Raw genomic sequence first — 17,971 nt, forward strand, 5'->3', positions numbered from 1 at the left:
AGGCCTCCAATGAAGCTACGCGGTCTGTACGCCATCACCGACAGCCAGCTGCTCGCTGGCCGTTTCCTGTCCCATGTCGAGGCGGCACTGGAAGGCGGCGTGTGCCTGCTGCAGTACCGCGATAAAAGTGACGACGCGGCACGGCGCCTGCGTGAGGCCGAAGGGCTGATGAAGCTCTGCGAGCGCTACGGCACCCAGCTGATCATCAACGACGATGCCGAACTGGCCGCGCGCCTGGGCGTCGGCGTGCACCTGGGCCAGACCGACGGCCCACTGACCCCGGCCCGCGCCCTGCTTGGCCGCCAGGCGATCATCGGCTCCACCTGCCACGCCAGCCTCGAACTGGCTGCCCAGGCTGCCAGCGAAGGTGCCAGCTACGTGGCCTTCGGCCGCTTCTTCAACTCCGTCACCAAGCCCGGCGCCCCCGCTGCCAACATCGAACTGCTGGAGCAGGCTCGCGCCCGGATGAAGCTGCCGATTGCAGTGATCGGCGGCATTACCCTCGACAACGCCGCCCCGCTGGTCGCCCATGGCGCCGACCTGCTGGCGGTGATCCACGGCCTGTTCGGTGCCGACAGCGCGCAGGAAGTCACCCGCCGCGCCCGCGCCTTCAATGCCTTGTTCGCATCCTGATTCGAGAGAACCTTCCATGTCCCGTTCCGAAGCCCTGTTCGCCCAAGCCCAGAAGCACATCCCCGGTGGCGTCAACTCGCCGGTCCGCGCTTTCAAGAGCGTTGGCGGCACGCCGCTGTTCTTCAAGCATGCCGAAGGCGCCTACGTCGTTGACGAGGATGACAAGCGCTACGTCGACTACGTAGGCTCCTGGGGCCCGATGATCCTCGGCCACGGCCACCCGCAGGTACTGGACTCGGTACGCAGGCAGCTGGAGCACGGCCTGTCCTATGGCGCACCGACCGCCATGGAAACCGAAATGGCCGACCTGGTCTGCTCGCTGGTGCCGTCCATGGAGATGGTGCGCATGGTCAGCTCGGGCACCGAGGCCACCATGAGCGCCATCCGCCTGGCCCGTGGCTACACCGGCCGTGACGCCATCATCAAGTTCGAAGGCTGCTACCACGGCCACTCCGACAGCCTGCTGGTAAAAGCCGGCTCCGGCCTGCTGACCCAGGGCGTGCCGAGCTCGGCCGGTGTGCCGGCGGACTTCGCCAAGCACACCCTGACCTTGCCGTTCAACGACATCGCCGCCGTCGAGAAAACCCTCGCCGAAGTCGGCCAGACCGTAGCCTGCATCATCGTCGAGCCGGTGGCCGGCAACATGAACTGCGTACCGCCGGCGCCAGGCTTCCTCGAAGGCCTGCGCGAGCAGTGCGACAAGCACGGCGTGGTGTTGATCTTCGACGAAGTGATGACCGGTTTCCGCGTCTCGCTCGGCGGCGCCCAGGGCCACTATGGCATCAAGCCGGACCTGTCGACCTTCGGCAAGATCGTCGGTGGCGGCATGCCGGTCGGCTGCTTCGGCGGCAAGCGTGAAATCATGGGCTGCATCGCCCCGCTCGGCCCGGTCTACCAGGCTGGCACCCTGTCGGGCAACCCGCTGGCCATGGCCGCCGGCCTGACCACCCTGAAGCTGATCAGCCGCCCGGGCTTCCACGCCGAGCTGACCGACTACACCAGCCGCATGCTCGACGGCCTGCAACAGCGCGCCGATGTCGCTGGCGTGCCGTTCGTCACCACCCAGGCTGGTGCCATGTTCGGCCTGTACTTCAGCGGCGCCGACGACATCGTCACCTTCGACGACGTGATGGCCAGCGATGCCGAGCGCTTCAAGCGCTTCTTCCACCTGATGCTCGACGGTGGCGTGTACCTGGCACCGAGTGCGTTCGAGGCGGGCTTCACCTCCATCGCCCATGGCGACAAGGAGCTGCAGATCACCCTGGATGCGGCTGAAAAGGCTTTTGCAGCCCTGAAGTAATGCTGTGTCTGTACCGGCCCTTTCGCGGGTAAACCCGCTCCCACAGGGACTGCGCAACCCTTGAAAGCGGCGCGGTCCCTGTGGGAGCGGGTTCACCCGCGAAGAGGCCGGCACAGGCAATAAATACCCATGCACAATCAGCTGACTTCCCCAACCAAGCAGAAAATCGAGTAAAACTTTGTAAGGTTGGCGCCGCTTATCCCATAATGTGCCACCAGAGACATTGGCCGCAGCTTTGCAGAGGTAAGTCGATCCCCATGAACCGCACCGGCCGCGCCCTGACCCTGGGCTGCCTGTTGCTTCTTCAGCCCCTGCTGGCCCTGGCGGAGGGCGGTAACTCGTTGCTGATTCCGGCGACGGGCCGCTGCACCTTGAATGTCCAGCCTGAAGACCTGGCAAACGCCCTCAAGGCTTGCGAGCAGACGGCAACGACGGGGGATGCCCAGGCACAATTCGAACTGGGCGAGTACTACTACACGCAAACACCGAAAAACCTGAACAAAGCCCTGAACTGGTTCGAAAAGGCCTCGCTGCAAGGCCATGCCGAGGCGCAGTACCGCCTGGGCGCCATGTTCTTCCGTGGCGAAGGGGTCAAGGCCAACAACGTGCAGGCCTACATCCTGCTGAAGATGGCCGCGGTCAACGGCGCCGAAGATGCGCTGGACATGGCCGACGAAGTGACCGAGCAAATGCCCCGCGACGAGCTGGAGCATGCCACCCAGGTGCTCGGCCAGATCTTCCGCAAGTACCTGCTGGAGCTGCAGAACGCCGAAGGGCGCACGCCGTTCTCGCCACTCCCCTGAGGCTTACTTTTCCGGCATCGGCATGGGGAACGGCATCACGTTGCCGCCGCCCTTGGCTTCGCTGATCTTGGCCGTGCCCAGGCGCTCCACCTCGTCGATGCGTACGATCGAGTGCATCGGCACGAAACTGCGGATCACCCCCTCGAACTGGCTCTTGAGCTTCTCCTCGCTCGGGTCCACCAGCAACTGCGAGCGCTCGCCGAACACGAACTCCTCGATTTCCAGGAAACCCCACAGGTCGCTCTGGTAGATCTGCTTGGCATATATCTCGAAGACCTGCCCCTGGTTGAGGAAGATCACTTTATAGATGGCAGGTTCGCGTTTGCTCATGTTCGGCAGGATAAACACATGCGTAAGAAAAGGCGGGCATCATAGCAGTGCCGGCCCCTTCGCGGGTAAACCCGCTCCCACAGGTTCTGCGCAGCCCTCAGGAACAGTGCAATCCCTGTGGCAGCGGGTTTACCCGCGAAGAGGCCGAAACAGGCAGTACATACCGTTGAACGTTTCAGTGCTTTCGCCACTGCCATTCAAGGGTTATTCTTGAGTTCACATCCATTGCCGTCGAGCGGCTAAAAACGACCTTGAACGCACCCATAGAACCCCATCGTTTCATCCTCGAACCTTTCGAGGCCCACCGTTTCGCCAACTTGTGCGGCCAGTTCGACGAGCACCTGCGCCTGATCGAACAGCGCCTGGCCATCGAGATCCGCAACCGCGGCAATCAGTTCGAGCTGATCGGCGAACCCAAGACCACCTCCGCTGCCGAACAGCTGCTGCGCCGTCTCTACCGCGAGACCAAGGCCAGCGACCTGTCGCCGGAAACCGTGCACCTGTACCTGCAGGAATCGACCGTCGAGAACATCGACAACCCGGCCGTCAACGAGGTCAGCGTGTCGCTGCGCACGCGCAAGGGCAACATCCGCCCGCGCGGGGTCAACCAGCAACGCTACGTCAAGGAAATCCTGGCCAACGACATCAACTTCGGCATCGGCCCGGCCGGTACCGGCAAGACCTACCTGGCCGTGGCCTGCGCCGTGGACGCGCTGGAGCGCGAACAGGTGCGCCGTATCCTGCTGGTGCGCCCGGCGGTCGAGGCGGGCGAAAAGCTCGGCTTCCTGCCCGGCGACCTGGCCCAGAAGATCGACCCGTACCTGCGCCCGCTGTACGACGCCCTGTACGAAATGCTCGGCTTCGAACACGTGGCCAAGCTGATCGAGCGCCAGGTGATCGAGATCGCCCCGCTGGCCTACATGCGTGGCCGCACGCTGAACAACAGCTTCATCATCCTCGACGAAAGCCAGAACACCACGCTGGAACAGATGAAGATGTTCCTCACCCGCATCGGTTTCGGCTCCACCGCAGTCATCACCGGTGACATCACCCAGGTCGACCTGCCCCGTGGCACCAAGTCGGGCCTGGCGCACGTCATCGAGGTGCTGAAGGACGTTCCGGGGATCAGTTTCACCCATTTCCAACCCAAAGATGTGGTTCGTCACCCACTGGTGCAGCGCATTGTCGAGGCCTACGACCGCTTCGATGCTCGCCAGGCCAAGCCCGAGGCGCCCGGCAAAGATGCTTGAACTCGATATTCAACGGGCCACGGATGCTGCCGCCCCGGATGACACCGCCTTCCGCCGCTGGTGCGAACTGGCCCTGCGCCAGCGCAGCGCCGACTCGGAAATGACCATTCGCCTGGTCGACGAAGCCGAAGGCCGCGAGCTGAACCACACCTACCGGCACAAGGACTACGCGACCAATGTGCTGTCGTTCCCGGCCGACGTACCCGATGACCTGCTCGATATCCCGCTGCTGGGCGACCTGGTGATCTGCGTACCGGTGGTCGAGCGCGAAGCCGCCGAACAAGGCAAGTCGCTGGAAGCGCACTGGGCGCACCTGGTCATCCACGGCTGCCTGCACCTGCTCGGCTACGACCACATCGAGGATGAGGAAGCCGAGGAAATGGAAGGCCTGGAACGGGAATTGCTGGCAGAACTGGGTCACCCCGACCCGTACGCCGACGATGAAACCGACACCCTCACACACTGATACACGAAGGATCACGAGAACCGCCATGAGCGAAGATCGATCGAGCAACGGGCAGAAGTCCTGGCTGGGTAAACTGACCCAGGCTTTTGCCCATGAGCCGAAAAACCGCCAGCAACTCCTGGAGCTGCTGCGCGAAGCCCATCAGAACAAACTGCTGGACAGCGAAGCGCTGACCATCGTCGAAGGCGCCATCCAGGTGGCTGACCTGCAGGTTCGCGACATCATGGTGCCGCGTTCGCAGATGATCAGCATCAAGGCCAGCCAGTCGCCGCGCGAGTTCCTGCCGGCGGTGATCGACGCCGCGCACTCGCGCTACCCGGTGATCGGCGAAAGCCACGACGATGTGCTCGGGATCCTGCTCGCCAAAGACCTGCTGCCGCTGATCCTCAAGGAGAACGGCGACAGCTTCAACATCAAGGACCTGCTGCGCCCGGCCACGTTCGTGCCCGAGTCCAAGCGACTGAACGTGCTGCTGCGCGAGTTCCGCGCCAACCATAACCACATGGCCATCGTCATTGACGAGTACGGCGGCGTGGCCGGCCTGGTCACCATCGAAGACGTGCTGGAGCAGATCGTCGGTGACATCGAAGACGAGCACGACGTCGAGGAAGACAGCTACATCAAGCCGCTGCCCAGCGGTGACTTCCTGGTCAAGGCACTTACCCCGATCGAGAACTTCAACGAGTTCTTCGACAGCGAATTCTCCGATGACGAGTTCGATACGGTCGGCGGCCTGGTGATGAGCGCCTTCGGTCACCTGCCCAAGCGCAACGAAACCACCGAGATCGGCCCTTACAAGTTCCGTATTCTCAATGCCGACAGCCGGCGGATACACTTGCTGCGCCTGACACCGATCACCCGTTAAGGACAAACATGCGTTGGATCACCCGCCCCGGCTGGCCCGGTAACCTGCTGGCCCTGGCGGCCGGCGCCTCCACTCTGCTGGCCCTGGCGCCGTTCGACATCTGGCCATTGGCCGTGTTGTCCATCGCCCTGCTCTACCTTGGCCTGCGCGAGCTCAGCCCGCGCCAGGCCATGTGGCGTGGCTGGTGGTTCGGCTTCGGCCTGTACGGCGCCGGCACCTGGTGGATCTACGTCAGCATGAACACCTACGGCGGCGCCTCGCCGCTGCTGGCGATCCTGCTGCTGCTGGCGTTCTTCGCCGCCCTGGCCTGGTTCTTCGCCCTGCCCACCTGGCTGTGGGCCCGCTGGTTGCGGCGCAGCGAAGCACCGCTGGCCGACGCCCTGTGCTTCGCCGCCCTGTGGCTGCTGCAAGAGGCCTTCCGCGGCTGGTTCCTGACCGGTTTCCCCTGGCTCTACGCCGGCTACAGCCAGCTGGACGGCCCGCTGGCCGGCCTGGCGCCGCTGGGCGGCGTGTGGCTGATTTCCTTCGCCCTGGCCCTGACCGCCGCCCTGTTGTGCAACCTGCACCGCCTGCGCGCCCGCCCCTCGTTCCTGGCGGTGGGCTGCCTGCTGTTGCTGGCCCCATGGGTGCTGGGCCTGGTGCTCAAGGGCCATGCCTGGACCAAGCCGGCGGGCGACCCGCTGAAAGTGGCGGCCATCCAGGGCAACGTCGCCCAGGACCTGAAATGGGACCCGGCGCACATCGACGCACAACTGGCGCTGTACCGTGACCTGAGCTTCAGCTCCAGGCCGGTAGACCTGCTGGTGTGGCCGGAAACCGCGGTGCCGGTGCTCAAGGACCAGGCCCAGGGCTATATCGACGTGATGGGCCGGTTCGCCGCCGAACGGCATTCGGCGCTGATCACCGGCGTGCCGGTGCGTGAAGTGGTGCACCACCAGCGCCGCTACTACAACGGTATCACCGTTACCGGTGAAGGCGATGGCACCTACCTCAAGCAGAAGCTGGTGCCGTTTGGCGAGTATGTGCCGCTACAGGACATGCTGCGTGGCGCTATCGAGTTCTTCAACCTGCCCATGTCGGACTTCGCTCGCGGGCCGGAAGATCAGCCGCTGCTGCAGGCCAAGGGCTACCAGATTGCGCCGTACATCTGCTACGAAGTGGTCTACCCCGAGTTCGCCGCTGGCCTGGCGGCCCGCAGCGACCTGCTGCTGACCATCAGCAACGACACCTGGTTCGGCACATCGATCGGCCCGTTGCAGCACCTGCAGATGGCACAGATGCGCGCGCTGGAAGCCGGTCGCTGGATGATCCGCGCCACCAACAATGGCGTGACTGCGCTGATCGACCCGTTTGGCCGCATTACCACGCAGGTACCGCAGTTCCAGCAGGCGGTGCTGTATGGTGAGGTGGTGCCGATGCAGAACCTGACGCCTTACCTGCAATGGCGTTCGTGGCCGCTGGCGATTGTCTGTGCGCTGTTGCTGGGTTGGGCATTGCTGGCCGGACGCATTGCCAAGACCGTCTGATGATGCCGCCTGTACCGGCCTCTTCGCGGGTAAACCCGCTCCCACAGGTCCTCCACCATTCTCGACGCCTGCGGGAATCCTGTGGGAGCGGGTTTACCCGCGAAGAGGCCGGTACAGGCAACACAAGGCTCAATAAAGCAGCCGATACCCCACCAACCCCGCCACTTCATTGAGCAATTGCCCGCTCTGCCACATCGCCCGGCTCTCCGGCAGCAACCCGCCAAACGGCCGTGCATGATCGCGCCCGAGGAACCCGACCGGCGCCGGCACCACCTCGAACCCCGCCTGCTCGAAGCTCCAGCGTGAGCGCTGCATGTGCCAGGCCTGGGTCACCACGACCACCCGGCGAATCCCCAACGGCTGCAGCACCTTGGCCGTAAGCCGGGCATTCTCCCAGGTCGTGCGGCTGCCCTCTTCCTGCCACTTCACCTCGACGCCGAAATCTTCACGCAGGCGATCGGCCATCAACCGCGCCTCGCTCGGCGGCGTGCCATAGTGCAAGCCGCCGCTGGTCAGCACCGGCAAGCCGGAAGCCTTGGCCAGCCGCGCGGCAAAGCGCATGCGCTCCAGTGCCGTGGCAGTGGGCTGGTCACCGCCACCCCAGGCCGGGTCACCCCGCTCACGCCCGGCGCCCAGTACCACGATGGCATCCGCCCGGCTTGCCAGGCCGGCCCAATCGCTTACCGCCAGCGGCGCTTCCGTCTCCAGCACACGGGCGGTTTCCTGCACCACCAGCGGCAGGCTCATCAACCACAGGCCACCAAGGCCCACGGCAAAGCACAGCGCTGCCAGCCTGGGCCGGCGGCGGCGCAGCCACCACGCCACAAACAGCAGCAGGAACAGGACACCTGGCGGCATCAACCATTGTTTGACGAAGAATCGGATCGGCATTGGCCACACCTCCTTGGCAGGCGTGCAGCCTAGAAGGATCGACGCCGGTCAACAAGGGTGCGGCCGGCGCCGATCGTGAGCTGTGCAAATTTTGAAGAACCGGCGCGCGATAGCCTGCGCCTGGCGTCCTGAACGGCTAGCGGTGTGGCAGCGTCCTGGATCTCGCCGTGCTGGCGGGGCGTTTCTTGTCCTTAAGCCAGATGATCCTGGCCGATGTCGGCTCCGCTTGTGGGTAACTGCCGACACAGGCATGGTGGCGCTCCGGAAGGGAATCCAGGTAGGCCTTGATCAGTTCGAACTCTGCGTGGCTCAGGCCACGCAACTCCAGCTCGGCTGGCATTTCGTCGCGCAATCGCACCGAGGTCCTGGCCACTTCCAGCGCCAGGCCAAGCCGGTCGATCAGGCGTTCGTATAGCTCCGGTTTGATTACGGGTAGCTGCGTCTCTCCCATCCGTTCACCTCATTGAAGATAAGAACATCTCCCCCCACACCTGAGCTTAGCGTCGTTGCAAAAAGCAGCCGTGTGCCGCGACCAGCGGGCATTCGCAACGAAGGTTTCCCACGATGCGCAGCGCTGCTGTATGCTACGGCGTTCACTCTAAACGACACCGGAGTGCCGGTCGCAGCGAGGTTCCGCTGCCTGGAACAAGGTCTCTTCTCTCTCAGCAAAAAGTAGCCATGCACGAACAATACACGCCCCGTGATATCGAAGCCGCCGCCCAGAACTTCTGGGACGAGCAACAATCGTTCGCTGTTACCGAGCAGCCAGGCAAGGACACCTACTACTGCCTGTCGATGTTCCCGTACCCGAGCGGCAAGCTACACATGGGCCACGTGCGCAACTACACCATCGGTGACGTGATTGCCCGCTACCAGCGCATGCTGGGCAAGAACGTCCTGCAGCCGATGGGCTGGGACGCTTTCGGCATGCCCGCGGAAAACGCGGCGATGAAGAACAACGTCGCCCCGGCCAAGTGGACGTACGAAAACATCGACTACATGAAGACCCAGCTCAAGAGCCTGGGCCTGGCCATCGACTGGGCACGTGAAGTCACCACCTGCAAGCCCGACTACTACCGTTGGGAGCAGTGGCTGTTCACCCGCCTGTTCGAGAAAGGCATCATCTACCGCAAGAACGGTACCGTGAACTGGGACCCGGCGGACCAGACCGTACTGGCCAACGAGCAGGTCATCGACGGCCGTGGCTGGCGTTCGGGCGCGCTGATCGAGAAGCGCGAAATCCCGATGTACTACTTCCGCATTACCGACTACGCCGACGAGCTGCTGGAAAGCCTCGACGAGCTGCCGGGCTGGCCTGAGCAGGTCAAGACCATGCAGCGCAACTGGATCGGCAAGTCGCGCGGCATGGAAGTGCAGTTCCCGTACGACCTGGCCAGCATCGGCCACGAAGGCACCCTCAAGGTCTTCACCACCCGTCCCGACACGCTGATGGGCGCCACCTACGTCGCCGTCGCCGCCGAGCACCCGCTGGCCACTCAGGCCGCCCAGGGCAACCCGGCGCTGCAGGCGTTCATCGACGAGTGCAAGAGCGGCAGCGTTGCCGAAGCCGACATGGCCACCCAGGAGAAGAAGGGCATGGCCACTTCCCTGCTGGTCGAGCACCCGCTGACCGGCGAGAAGCTGCCGGTGTGGGTCGCCAACTACGTGCTGATGCACTACGGCGATGGCGCCGTAATGGCCGTGCCCGCCCACGACGAGCGCGACTTCGAGTTCGCCCACAAGTACAACCTGCCGGTCAAGGCCGTGGTGCGCACCAGCGCTGGCGATGAAGTCGGCAGCGAGTGGCTGGCCGCCTATGGCGAGCACGGCCAACTGATCAACTCCGGCGAGTTCGACGGCCTGGACTTCGCCGGTGCCTTCGACGCCATCGAAGCCGCCCTGATCCGCAAGGAGCTGGGCAAATCGCGTACCCAGTTCCGCCTGCGCGACTGGGGTATCAGCCGCCAGCGCTACTGGGGCTGCCCGATCCCGATCATCCACTGCCCGTCCTGCGGCGACGTACCGGTGCCGGAAGACCAGTTGCCGGTCACCCTGCCTGAGAACGTGGTGCCGGACGGTGCCGGTTCGCCGCTGGCGCGCATGCCTGAATTCTACGAGTGCAGCTGCCCGAAATGCGGCACCGCGGCCAAGCGCGAAACCGACACCATGGACACTTTCGTCGAGTCGTCCTGGTACTTCGCCCGCTACGCCTCGCCGAACTACGAAGGTGGCATGGTCGACCCGAAAGCGGCCAACCACTGGCTGCCGGTCGACCAGTACATCGGCGGTATCGAACACGCCATCCTGCACCTGTTGTACGCGCGCTTCTTCCACAAGCTGATGCGTGACGAAGGCCTGGTTACCTCGAACGAACCGTTCAAGAACCTGCTGACCCAGGGCATGGTGGTCGCCGAGACCTACTACCGTGTGGCCAGCAACGGCGGCAAGGACTGGTTCAACCCGGCCGATGTCGAGGTCGAGCGCGATGCCAAGGCCAAGATCATTGGCGCCCGCCTGAAGACCGACGGCCTGCCGGTGGAAATCGGTGGCACCGAAAAGATGTCGAAGTCGAAGAACAACGGCGTCGACCCGCAATCGATGATCGACCAGTACGGCGCCGACACCTGCCGCCTGTTCATGATGTTCGCCTCGCCGCCCGACATGAGCCTGGAATGGTCCGACTCCGGCGTCGAAGGTGCCAGCCGCTTCCTGCGCCGCGTCTGGCGCCTGGCCCAGGCCCATGTGGCCCAGGGCCTGCCGGGCAAGCTGGATGTCGCCGCCCTGGACGACGCGCAGAAGGTCATCCGCCGCGCCATCCACGCTGCCATCAAGCAGGCCAGCACCGACGTCGGCCAGTTCCACAAGTTCAACACCGCCATCGCCCAGGTGATGACCGTGATGAACGTGCTGGAAAAGGCCCCGCAGGCCACTGAACAGGACCGCGCCCTGCTGCAGGAAGGCCTCGAGGCCGTCACCCTGCTGCTGGCACCGATCACCCCGCACATCTCCCACGAGCTGTGGCAACAGCTGGGCCACCAGCAGGCCGTCATCGACGCCAGCTGGCCAGCCGTCGACGAGGCAGCCCTGGTACAGGACACCGTCACCCTGGTGGTGCAGGTCAACGGCAAGCTGCGTGGCCAGGTCGAGATGCCGGCCGCCGCCAGCCGCGAAGAAATCGAAGCCGCCGCGCGCAGCAACGAGAACGTCCTGCGCTTCATCGATGGCCTGACCATCCGCAAGGTCATCGTGGTACCGGGCAAGCTGGTCAACATCGTCGCCAACTGATGGCAACGCCCGCCCGCAGCCACTGCGGGCGGGCGGAACAGGCCCACAAGGGAGCAACAACATGATCAAACGCAATTTGCTGGTAATCGGCCTGGCGGTCATGCTCAGCGCCTGCGGTTTCCAGCTGCGCGGCACCGGTTCTACCGAGCTTAGCGTGAAGGAAATGGACGTCAGCGCCCGCAACGCCTACGGCCCGACCGTGCTTCAGCTGCGTGAAGTACTGCAGCGTAGCGGCGTCAACGTGCACGCTGGCGCACCGTACCGTCTGGTGCTGACCAACGAGCAGGAGCGCGAGCGCTCGGCGACCTACAACAGTGGCAACCGTACCGCCGAGTACGAGCTGACCACCGTGCTGAACTACAGCATCCAGGGCCTGAACAACCTGGAGCTGATGAGCGACAAGCTGGAAGTACGCAAGATCTACGTGCGTGACGGCTCGAACATCACCGGCTCCGAGCAGGAGGCCAACCGCGCCCGTGAAGAAATGCGTCGCGACCTGGTCAACGCCATGGTCGTTCGCCTGCAGATGCTGACCCCGTCCCAGCTGGACGAGCTGCAACGTCAAGCCGACGAGCGTGCCAAGGCCGAAGCCGCTGCGCTGGAGGCCGCACGCCGCCAGCAGGCCGAAACGCCTCAGCAGTCGCCATTGGAAGTACCGGGCAACTAAGCCCGAGCGGGGTACCTTCGGGTACCCCGCCTGTCCCCCATGAAGCTCGCCCCCGCCCAACTCAACAAGCACCTGCAAGGCGCCCTGGCACCAGTCTACGTGGTCAGCGGCGACGACCCGCTGCTGTGCCAGGAAGCCGCCGACGCCATCCGCAACGCCGCACGCCAGCAGGGCTTTGACGAACGCCAGGTATTCAGTGCCGACGCCAACTTCGACTGGGGCACCCTGCTCCAGGCCGGCGCCAGCCTGTCCCTGTTCGCCCAGCGCCGCCTGCTGGAATTGCGCCTGCCCTCGGGCAAGCCCGGTGACAAAGGCGCTGCGGCGCTGATGGAATACTGCGCCAACCCCGCCGAAGACACCCTGCTGCTGATCAGCCTGCCCAAGCTCGACGGCAGCGCGCAGAAGACCAAGTGGGGCAAGGCCCTGATCGAAGGTGCCCACTGCCAGTTCATCCAGATCTGGCCGGTGGATGTGCACCAGCTGCCGCAGTGGATCAATCAGCGCCTGCAGCAGGCCGGCCTGTCGGCACAGCGAGACGCCGTCGACCTGATCGCCGCCCGTGTGGAAGGCAACCTGCTGGCTGCCGCGCAGGAAATCGAAAAGCTCAAGCTGCTCGCCGAGGGCAACCAGATCACCGTGGAGACCGTGCAGGCCGCTGTCGCCGATAGCGCCCGCTTCGATGTCTTCGGCCTGGTAGATGCCATTCTCAATGGCGAGGCCGCGCATGCCCTGCGCATGCTCGATGGCTTGCGCGGTGAAGGCGTGGAGCCACCGGTGATCCTCTGGGCCCTGGCCCGTGAGTTGCGTCAGCTGGCCGGGCTGGCCCAGCAGTTCAGCCAGGGCGTACCGCTGGACAAGGCCTTCAGCCAGGCCCGCCCGCCGGTCTGGGACAAACGCAGGCCACTGGTCAGCAAGGCCCTGCAGCGCCTCTCGGCGCAGCGCTGGGCGCAGTTGCTGCAAGATGCCCAGCGTATCGATGCACAGATCAAGGGCCAGGCCGAGGGCTCGCCCTGGACTGGCCTGGCGCGCTTGTCGCTGCTGATGGCCGGCCAGCGCCTGGCGCTACCCCCCGAGTAATTGGGGCCGCTGTGGGAGCGGGCATGCCCGCGAGTCAGGCGACGCGGTGGATGGCACCGGCTTCGCCGGTGTTCGCGGGCACGCCCGCTCCCACAGGGCTGCAATGCCCCCAACATCTGGACCATAAACACAATCAATTGGCCCCACCCTGCCCCAAGCCCTACAGTGCGCCCGAACCCACCCAACCCGGGAACCCCGCCATGAGCAAGAAGCCGAAAAAGCACGGCCCCAACAAGGCCAAGTCGATCATCGCCCAACCGCTGTTCCGCTGCCGCCAGGAACGACCGAACAAGGGCAAAGGCAGCTACCGCCGCGAAGCCTTCCAATCGAGAGATTGGGAGGCTTCCTACTTTTTGGCAGCATGAAAGCATCGAAAGCGCAGGCATGGTATGGTCGTCACCTGACCTGCAATTCTGGATCTGTGCATGCTTCTCAGTCTTCTCCCCCGCTGGAAAACCCGTCAGCTGATCGCGGCCTCCAGTTTCATCCTGCTCGTGGCTTGCGCAGAAAAGCCCACCGCTGCCGATGCCCTGCCGCTGGCCCCCGCCCAGCCCGCCCCGGTGGTGACCCTGCCCGGCACGACGCCCGACAGCAGCACTGAAATCCAGCCTCTGCAAACCTTCGCGCAATGGCAGGCGGGCTTCCGCCAGCAAGCCCTGCAAGCCGGCATTTCGCAGGACACCTTCGACCGCGCCTTCCTCGGCATCACCCCTGACATGGACGTGATCAAGGCCGATCGCAGCCAGCCGGAGTTCACCCGCCCGGTATGGGAATACCTCGAAGGCGCCCTGTCGCCCCTGCGTGTACGCAACGGCAAGAAACTGCTGGAGCAGAACGCCGAACTGCTGACCCGCATCGAGCAACGCTATGGCGTCGATCGCCAGGTGCTGGTCGCGATATGGGGCATGGAAAGCAACTTCGGCCAGTTCCAGGGCAACAAGTCGGTGATCCGCTCGCTGGCTACCCTGGCCTACGAAGGCCGCCGCCCGCAGTTCGCCCAGGACCAGTTGATCGCCGCGCTGCAGATCATCCAGCATGGCGACATCCAGCCTGAAGCCATGCGCGGCTCGTGGGCCGGCGCCATGGGCCAGACCCAGTTCATCCCGACCACCTACAACACCCATGCCGTGGACTTCGACGGCGATGGCCGCCGCGACATCTGGAACAGCACGGCAGACGCCCTGGCCTCGACCGCGCACTACCTGCAGAGCTCGGGCTGGAAACGTGGTCAGCCGTGGGGCTTCGAGGTACAGGTGCCCCCTGGCTTCGATTACTGGCAGGCCGATGGTGCGCTGCGCAAGCCGGTGAGCGAGTGGCTGGCAATGGGCGTGAAACTGCCTGCCGGTACCCAGTTGCCCGTGGGTAGCAACCAGCTGTCTGCCGCCCTGCTGCTGCCAGCGGGCGCGCGTGGCCCGGCGTTCCTGGTGCTGGACAACTTCCGCGCCATCCTCAAGTACAACAACTCGTCGTCCTACGCGCTGGCGGTAAGCCTGCTGGGTGATCGCTTCACGGGCTGGGGCTTCATTGCCGGCAGCTGGCCGAAAGACGACCTGCCGCTCAGCCGCAGCGAGCGCATGGAGCTGCAGAACCTGCTGAACAGCAACGGGCACGAAGCCGGCAATGCCGATGGCATCATTGGTGCCAATACCCGCAAGGCGATCCGCAATGCCCAGCAGGGGCTGGGCTGGCCGGCGGATGGGTATCCGACCCACAAGCTGCTCGAGAGCCTGCGCAAATAGTGGGATTCTGGGGGCGCGTTGCGCCCCTTTCGCGACACAAGGCCGCTCCCACAAGCGATAACACTTCTCCTGTGGAAGCGGCCTCGTGTCGCGATGGGCTGCAAGGCAGCCCCGACAATCTCAAGCCTGGAAAAGATCCTGCTCCAGCATCAGTGTCTGCCGAACACTGTCCAGCCTGACCCGAGCCCCCAAGGGCAAGCACACATTCGGGTCACAATGCCCACTGCGCCACCCGGCCAGTACCGGCACACCCAGCGGCGCGAAGATATCCTCCAGCAAGGGCGTCAGCGCCGCAGTGGTAATACCGGCAAAGTCCCCCACCAGCACACCCTTCACCCCCTCCAGCTTGCCCGCCAGGCGCAACTGGGTGAGCAAGCGGTCCACCCGGTACAGCGGCTCGTTGACGTCCTCGATGAACAGGATGCAGCCCTGCGTATCCAGCTCGGCAATCGTCCCCAGGGTCGCCCCCAGCATCGACAGGTTGCCGCCCAGCAGCGGCCCGCTGGCAGCCCCATGCAGCAGGCTGCTCAAGGCGAAGTCAGCAGGGTGCACGATCTGCTCACCTGCCCGCACATGCCCACCCAGTTGCGCCAGCAACGAAGTTTCGGTCGGCGGCAACTTGGCCCCCAGCAGGTCGGCATTGAGCATCCCTCCATGGAAGGTGACCAGCCCGGTATGCCGGTAGATCGCCGTGTGCAGCGCGGTGACGTCGCTGTAACCGATCAGCGGCTTGGGGTTGCGCCGGATCAGCTCGAAATCGAGCTGGTCGAGCAGGCGCATGCTGCCGTACCCCCCACGCATGCACAAAATGGCGTCGATGGCCGGGTCGGCAAAGGCATCATGCAGGTCCTGCAAACGCTGCTGGTCCGGCCCCGCCAGGTAGCCCTGGGCCTGAAGGGCACCCGGGTAGATGCGGCAACTGTAACCTCGATCAACGAACCACTGGTTGACCTTGTGCGTATCCAGCCGCGCCGCGCCCGCCGGGGCGACAATGGCAAAACAGGCATTACGCGGCAGCGCGGCTGGCAGGCTGGGTTTGAAGGTTTCGGCGCAATTCATCGCGGCTCCTTGCAGCGCGTGTGGCACAAACAAAAATGCCGATGCCGCCCTTCGGCGCGCATCGGCATGCATGGCTCCAGTCTTGGCTCAGAGCTTGATCTTGGCTTCGTGAGCCTGCTGGTCAGCGTGGTACGAGGAACGCACCAGCGGACCGGAAGCGACGTTCTTGAAGCCCATCTTGTAACCTTCCTCGGCGAACCAGGCGAAGGTGTCCGGGTGGACGAAACGCTGCACCGGCAGGTGGCTGCGCGACGGCTGCAGGTACTGGCCGAGGGTGAGCATGTCGATATCATGCTCGCGCATGCGGTGCATCACCTCGATCACTTCCTCGTCGGTCTCGCCCAGGCCCAGCATCAGGCCCGATTTGGTCGGTACGTGCGGCACCAGCTGCTTGAACTTCTGCAGCAGGTCCAGCGACCAGTCGTAATCCGAACCCGGGCGCGCGGCCTTGTACAGGCGCGGTACGGTCTCGAGGTTGTGGTTGAACACATCCGGCGGCTCTTGCGCGGTGATCTCCAGGGCAATATCCATGCGCCCACGGTAGTCCGGCACCAGGGTTTCCAGCTGCACGCCCGGCGACAGCGCGCGAATTTCGCGGATGCAATCGGCGAAGTGCTGGGCACCACCGTCACGCAGGTCGTCGCGGTCCACCGAGGTGATTACCACGTACTTCAGGCGCAGGTCGGCGATGGCGATGGCCAGGTTCTTCGGCTCGTCCAGGTCCAGCGGTTTCGGCCGGCCATGACCAACGTCGCAGAACGGGCAACGACGGGTGCAGATGTCACCCATGATCATGAAGGTGGCTGTGCCGCCGGAGAAGCACTCGCCCAGGTTCGGGCAGGAAGCCTCTTCGCACACACTGTGCAGCTTGTGCTTGCGCAGCAGCTGCTTGATGCGGTCTACCTCGGGCGACACCGGGATACGCACGCGAATCCAGTCGGGCTTTTTCGGCAGCTCGTCGGTAGGGATGATTTTCACCGGGATGCGCGCCACCTTTTCGGCACCACGCAACTTGACCCCGGTTTCCACCTTCTTCGGCGCTGGGCGCGAGGTGGCTTCCTGGGTAGGTATCAGGTTCGGCACGGCTTCTTGCACAGTTGTCATATTCAGTCGATTCCGCCCGTGAGGGTCGTCTGCTCAGCGTAGTCGAGGTGCTTGACCAGCTGTCCGCGCAGCCTTGTCCTGACCTCGTCGAGTTCGATCGGACCTGCCAGGTCGCGCAGCTGGGTCATCGCCAGCCCCGCATAGCCGCAGGGGTTGATTCGGCGGAATGGCGCAAGGTCCATGTCCACGTTCAGGGCAAGGCCGTGGAACGAACGGCCGTTGCGGATTCGCAGGCCGAGGGAAGCGATTTTCGCTCCATCGACATAGACGCCCGGGGCATCGGGCTTGGCCGCTGCCTGGACATCGTAGCTGGCGAGCAGGTCGATGAGGGTCTGCTCGATACGGCTGACCAGCTCACGCACACCAAAGCCCAGCCGGCGCACATCCAGCAGCAGGTAGGCCACCAGCTGCCCGGGGCCATGGTAGGTTACCTGGCCACCGCGGTCGGTCTGCACCACCGGGATATCACCCGGCACCAGCAGGTGCTCGGCCTTGCCGGCCTGGCCCTGGGTGAAGACCGCGGGGTGCTCGACCAGCCAGACTTCATCCTGGCTGTCCGGGCTGCGCTGCTCGGTGAAGCGACGCATGGCCTCCAGCACCGGTTCGTAGGGCTGCAGGCCAAGCTCGCGAAAACCGAGGCAGGCGGACATCAGAGCACCATTTTCACGATGCCGGTAGCGCGCAGGGCGCTGTTGATATCGTGCAACTGGTTCTCGCTTTCGGCAACGATGTGCAATTGCACGGTGGTGTACTTGCCTTCCTTGCTCTGGCGCTCGGCCAGCGTGGAAAGGTCGACCTTGGCGTGCTTGCTGAGGATCTCGATCACCGTGTCCTTGAAGCCGACAACGGTGTCACCGATGACCTTGATCGGGTAATCGTCGCAGGGGAATTCGATCTTGTGCGACTTGACGTCTGGTTCGCTCATGGCGGAAACGGCCTCGTAAGCCGTGGCAACAACAACGCCCCCGCGGCATAC

General features: G+C 64.4%; 19 protein-coding genes. 12 read left to right on the top strand and 7 right to left on the bottom strand.

Translation table 11 applies throughout. The annotated features are described in order from the left end of the window. The first annotated feature begins 9 nt into the window (after positions 1 to 9). The 3 genes from thiE to ACIQYU_RS23655 all read left to right on the top strand — a co-directional run bounded on the left by thiE (position 10) and on the right by ACIQYU_RS23655 (position 2,736). Positions 10 to 633, top strand: a complete 624-nt coding sequence (gene thiE / locus ACIQYU_RS23645) for a thiamine phosphate synthase (RefSeq protein ID WP_207834275.1) — start codon at positions 10 to 12, stop codon at positions 631 to 633. 16 nt (positions 634 to 649) lie between these two features. Further along, positions 650 to 1,933, top strand: a complete 1,284-nt coding sequence (gene hemL / locus ACIQYU_RS23650; protein WP_402802434.1) for a glutamate-1-semialdehyde 2,1-aminomutase — start codon at positions 650 to 652, stop codon at positions 1,931 to 1,933. A 257-nt stretch (positions 1,934 to 2,190) separates the two neighbouring features. Next, positions 2,191 to 2,736: a tetratricopeptide repeat protein gene (locus ACIQYU_RS23655; RefSeq protein WP_063911841.1), complete on the top strand. Its 546-nt coding sequence runs from the start codon at positions 2,191 to 2,193 to the stop codon at positions 2,734 to 2,736. Positions 2,737 to 2,739: 3 nt separating this feature from the next. On the opposite strand, the gene ACIQYU_RS23660 is transcribed toward ACIQYU_RS23655, so the two are convergent. Continuing rightward, complete coding sequence (locus tag ACIQYU_RS23660) at positions 2,740 to 3,066, bottom strand: DUF1820 family protein (RefSeq protein WP_207834274.1); 327 nt, start codon at positions 3,064 to 3,066, stop codon at positions 2,740 to 2,742. A gap of 251 nt (positions 3,067 to 3,317) precedes the next feature. Between ACIQYU_RS23660 and ACIQYU_RS23665 the strand changes: the two genes are divergently transcribed. Genes ACIQYU_RS23665 through lnt form a run of 4 tightly spaced genes read left to right on the top strand, consistent with a single transcriptional unit; the run spans position 3,318 to position 7,173 of the window. Then, positions 3,318 to 4,316 carry a PhoH family protein gene (locus ACIQYU_RS23665; RefSeq protein WP_112253612.1) on the top strand — a complete coding sequence of 333 codons (999 nt, stop codon included), beginning with the start codon at positions 3,318 to 3,320 and terminating at the stop codon, positions 4,314 to 4,316. Continuing rightward, on the top strand, positions 4,309 to 4,782 hold the full coding sequence (gene ybeY, locus ACIQYU_RS23670) for an rRNA maturation RNase YbeY (protein WP_133975639.1): 474 nt from the start codon (positions 4,309 to 4,311) through the stop codon (positions 4,780 to 4,782). Before ACIQYU_RS23665 ends, ybeY begins: the two co-directional genes overlap by 8 nt. A 25-nt stretch (positions 4,783 to 4,807) precedes the next feature. Continuing rightward, on the top strand, positions 4,808 to 5,647 hold the full coding sequence (locus tag ACIQYU_RS23675) for an HlyC/CorC family transporter (RefSeq protein ID WP_003257584.1): 840 nt from the start codon (positions 4,808 to 4,810) through the stop codon (positions 5,645 to 5,647). Positions 5,648 to 5,655: 8 nt separating this feature from the next. Beyond that, positions 5,656 to 7,173, top strand: coding sequence for an apolipoprotein N-acyltransferase (gene lnt / locus ACIQYU_RS23680; protein WP_207834273.1), 1,518 nt, complete (start codon positions 5,656 to 5,658; stop codon positions 7,171 to 7,173). Positions 7,174 to 7,302: 129 nt separating this feature from the next. On the opposite strand, the gene ACIQYU_RS23685 is transcribed toward lnt, so the two are convergent. Beyond that, positions 7,303 to 8,064: a YdcF family protein gene (locus tag ACIQYU_RS23685; protein WP_402802438.1), complete on the bottom strand. Its 762-nt coding sequence runs from the start codon at positions 8,062 to 8,064 to the stop codon at positions 7,303 to 7,305. Between the two features lie 136 nt (positions 8,065 to 8,200). Then, a complete protein-coding gene (locus ACIQYU_RS23690; protein ID WP_207834270.1) occupies positions 8,201 to 8,515 on the bottom strand; it encodes a hypothetical protein in 315 nt (104 codons plus the stop codon). Positions 8,516 to 8,742: 227 nt separating this feature from the next. Between ACIQYU_RS23690 and leuS the strand changes: the two genes are divergently transcribed. The 5 genes from leuS (at position 8,743) to ACIQYU_RS23715 (ending at position 14,832) form a co-directional block, all read left to right on the top strand. Further along, positions 8,743 to 11,349: a leucine--tRNA ligase gene (gene leuS, locus ACIQYU_RS23695; RefSeq protein ID WP_063911847.1), complete on the top strand. Its 2,607-nt coding sequence runs from the start codon at positions 8,743 to 8,745 to the stop codon at positions 11,347 to 11,349. 61 nt (positions 11,350 to 11,410) lie between these two features. Beyond that, entirely contained in the window at positions 11,411 to 12,016 is a 606-nt protein-coding gene (gene lptE / locus ACIQYU_RS23700) for an LPS assembly lipoprotein LptE (protein WP_207834268.1), read from the top strand. 39 nt (positions 12,017 to 12,055) lie between these two features. Next, the gene (gene holA / locus ACIQYU_RS23705; RefSeq protein ID WP_207834266.1) at positions 12,056 to 13,093 is read left to right on the top strand and encodes a DNA polymerase III subunit delta; all 1,038 of its coding nucleotides are present in this window, start codon (positions 12,056 to 12,058) and stop codon (positions 13,091 to 13,093) included. 200 nt (positions 13,094 to 13,293) lie between these two features. Further along, positions 13,294 to 13,458 carry an alternative ribosome rescue factor ArfA gene (gene arfA / locus ACIQYU_RS23710; RefSeq protein ID WP_025340762.1) on the top strand — a complete coding sequence of 55 codons (165 nt, stop codon included), beginning with the start codon at positions 13,294 to 13,296 and terminating at the stop codon, positions 13,456 to 13,458. Positions 13,459 to 13,518: 60 nt separating this feature from the next. Continuing rightward, positions 13,519 to 14,832 carry a lytic murein transglycosylase gene (locus ACIQYU_RS23715; protein WP_233687360.1) on the top strand — a complete coding sequence of 438 codons (1,314 nt, stop codon included), beginning with the start codon at positions 13,519 to 13,521 and terminating at the stop codon, positions 14,830 to 14,832. Positions 14,833 to 14,952: 120 nt separating this feature from the next. Here the strand turns inward: ACIQYU_RS23715 and ACIQYU_RS23720 are convergent, their stop codons facing one another. The 4 genes from ACIQYU_RS23720 to ACIQYU_RS23735 form a co-directional block, all read right to left on the bottom strand. Then, positions 14,953 to 15,891 (bottom strand): LD-carboxypeptidase, encoded by a 939-nt coding sequence (locus ACIQYU_RS23720; protein WP_402802442.1) that lies wholly within the window; start codon positions 15,889 to 15,891, stop codon positions 14,953 to 14,955. A gap of 87 nt (positions 15,892 to 15,978) precedes the next feature. Further along, the gene (gene lipA, locus ACIQYU_RS23725) at positions 15,979 to 16,995 is read right to left on the bottom strand and encodes a lipoyl synthase (RefSeq protein WP_233687358.1); all 1,017 of its coding nucleotides are present in this window, start codon (positions 16,993 to 16,995) and stop codon (positions 15,979 to 15,981) included. 2 nt (positions 16,996 to 16,997) lie between these two features. Then, on the bottom strand, positions 16,998 to 17,645 hold the full coding sequence (gene lipB, locus ACIQYU_RS23730; RefSeq protein WP_013974352.1) for a lipoyl(octanoyl) transferase LipB: 648 nt from the start codon (positions 17,643 to 17,645) through the stop codon (positions 16,998 to 17,000). Beyond that, on the bottom strand, positions 17,645 to 17,920 hold the full coding sequence (locus ACIQYU_RS23735) for a DUF493 domain-containing protein (protein ID WP_003249736.1): 276 nt from the start codon (positions 17,918 to 17,920) through the stop codon (positions 17,645 to 17,647). The genes lipB and ACIQYU_RS23735 overlap by 1 nt, the downstream gene beginning before the upstream one ends. Positions 17,921 to 17,971: the final 51 nt, after the last annotated feature.

Origin of the sequence: Pseudomonas sp. NPDC096925, from assembly GCF_044762545.1 — a bacterium.
In the GTDB taxonomy this organism is placed as follows: domain Bacteria; phylum Pseudomonadota; class Gammaproteobacteria; order Pseudomonadales; family Pseudomonadaceae; genus Aquipseudomonas.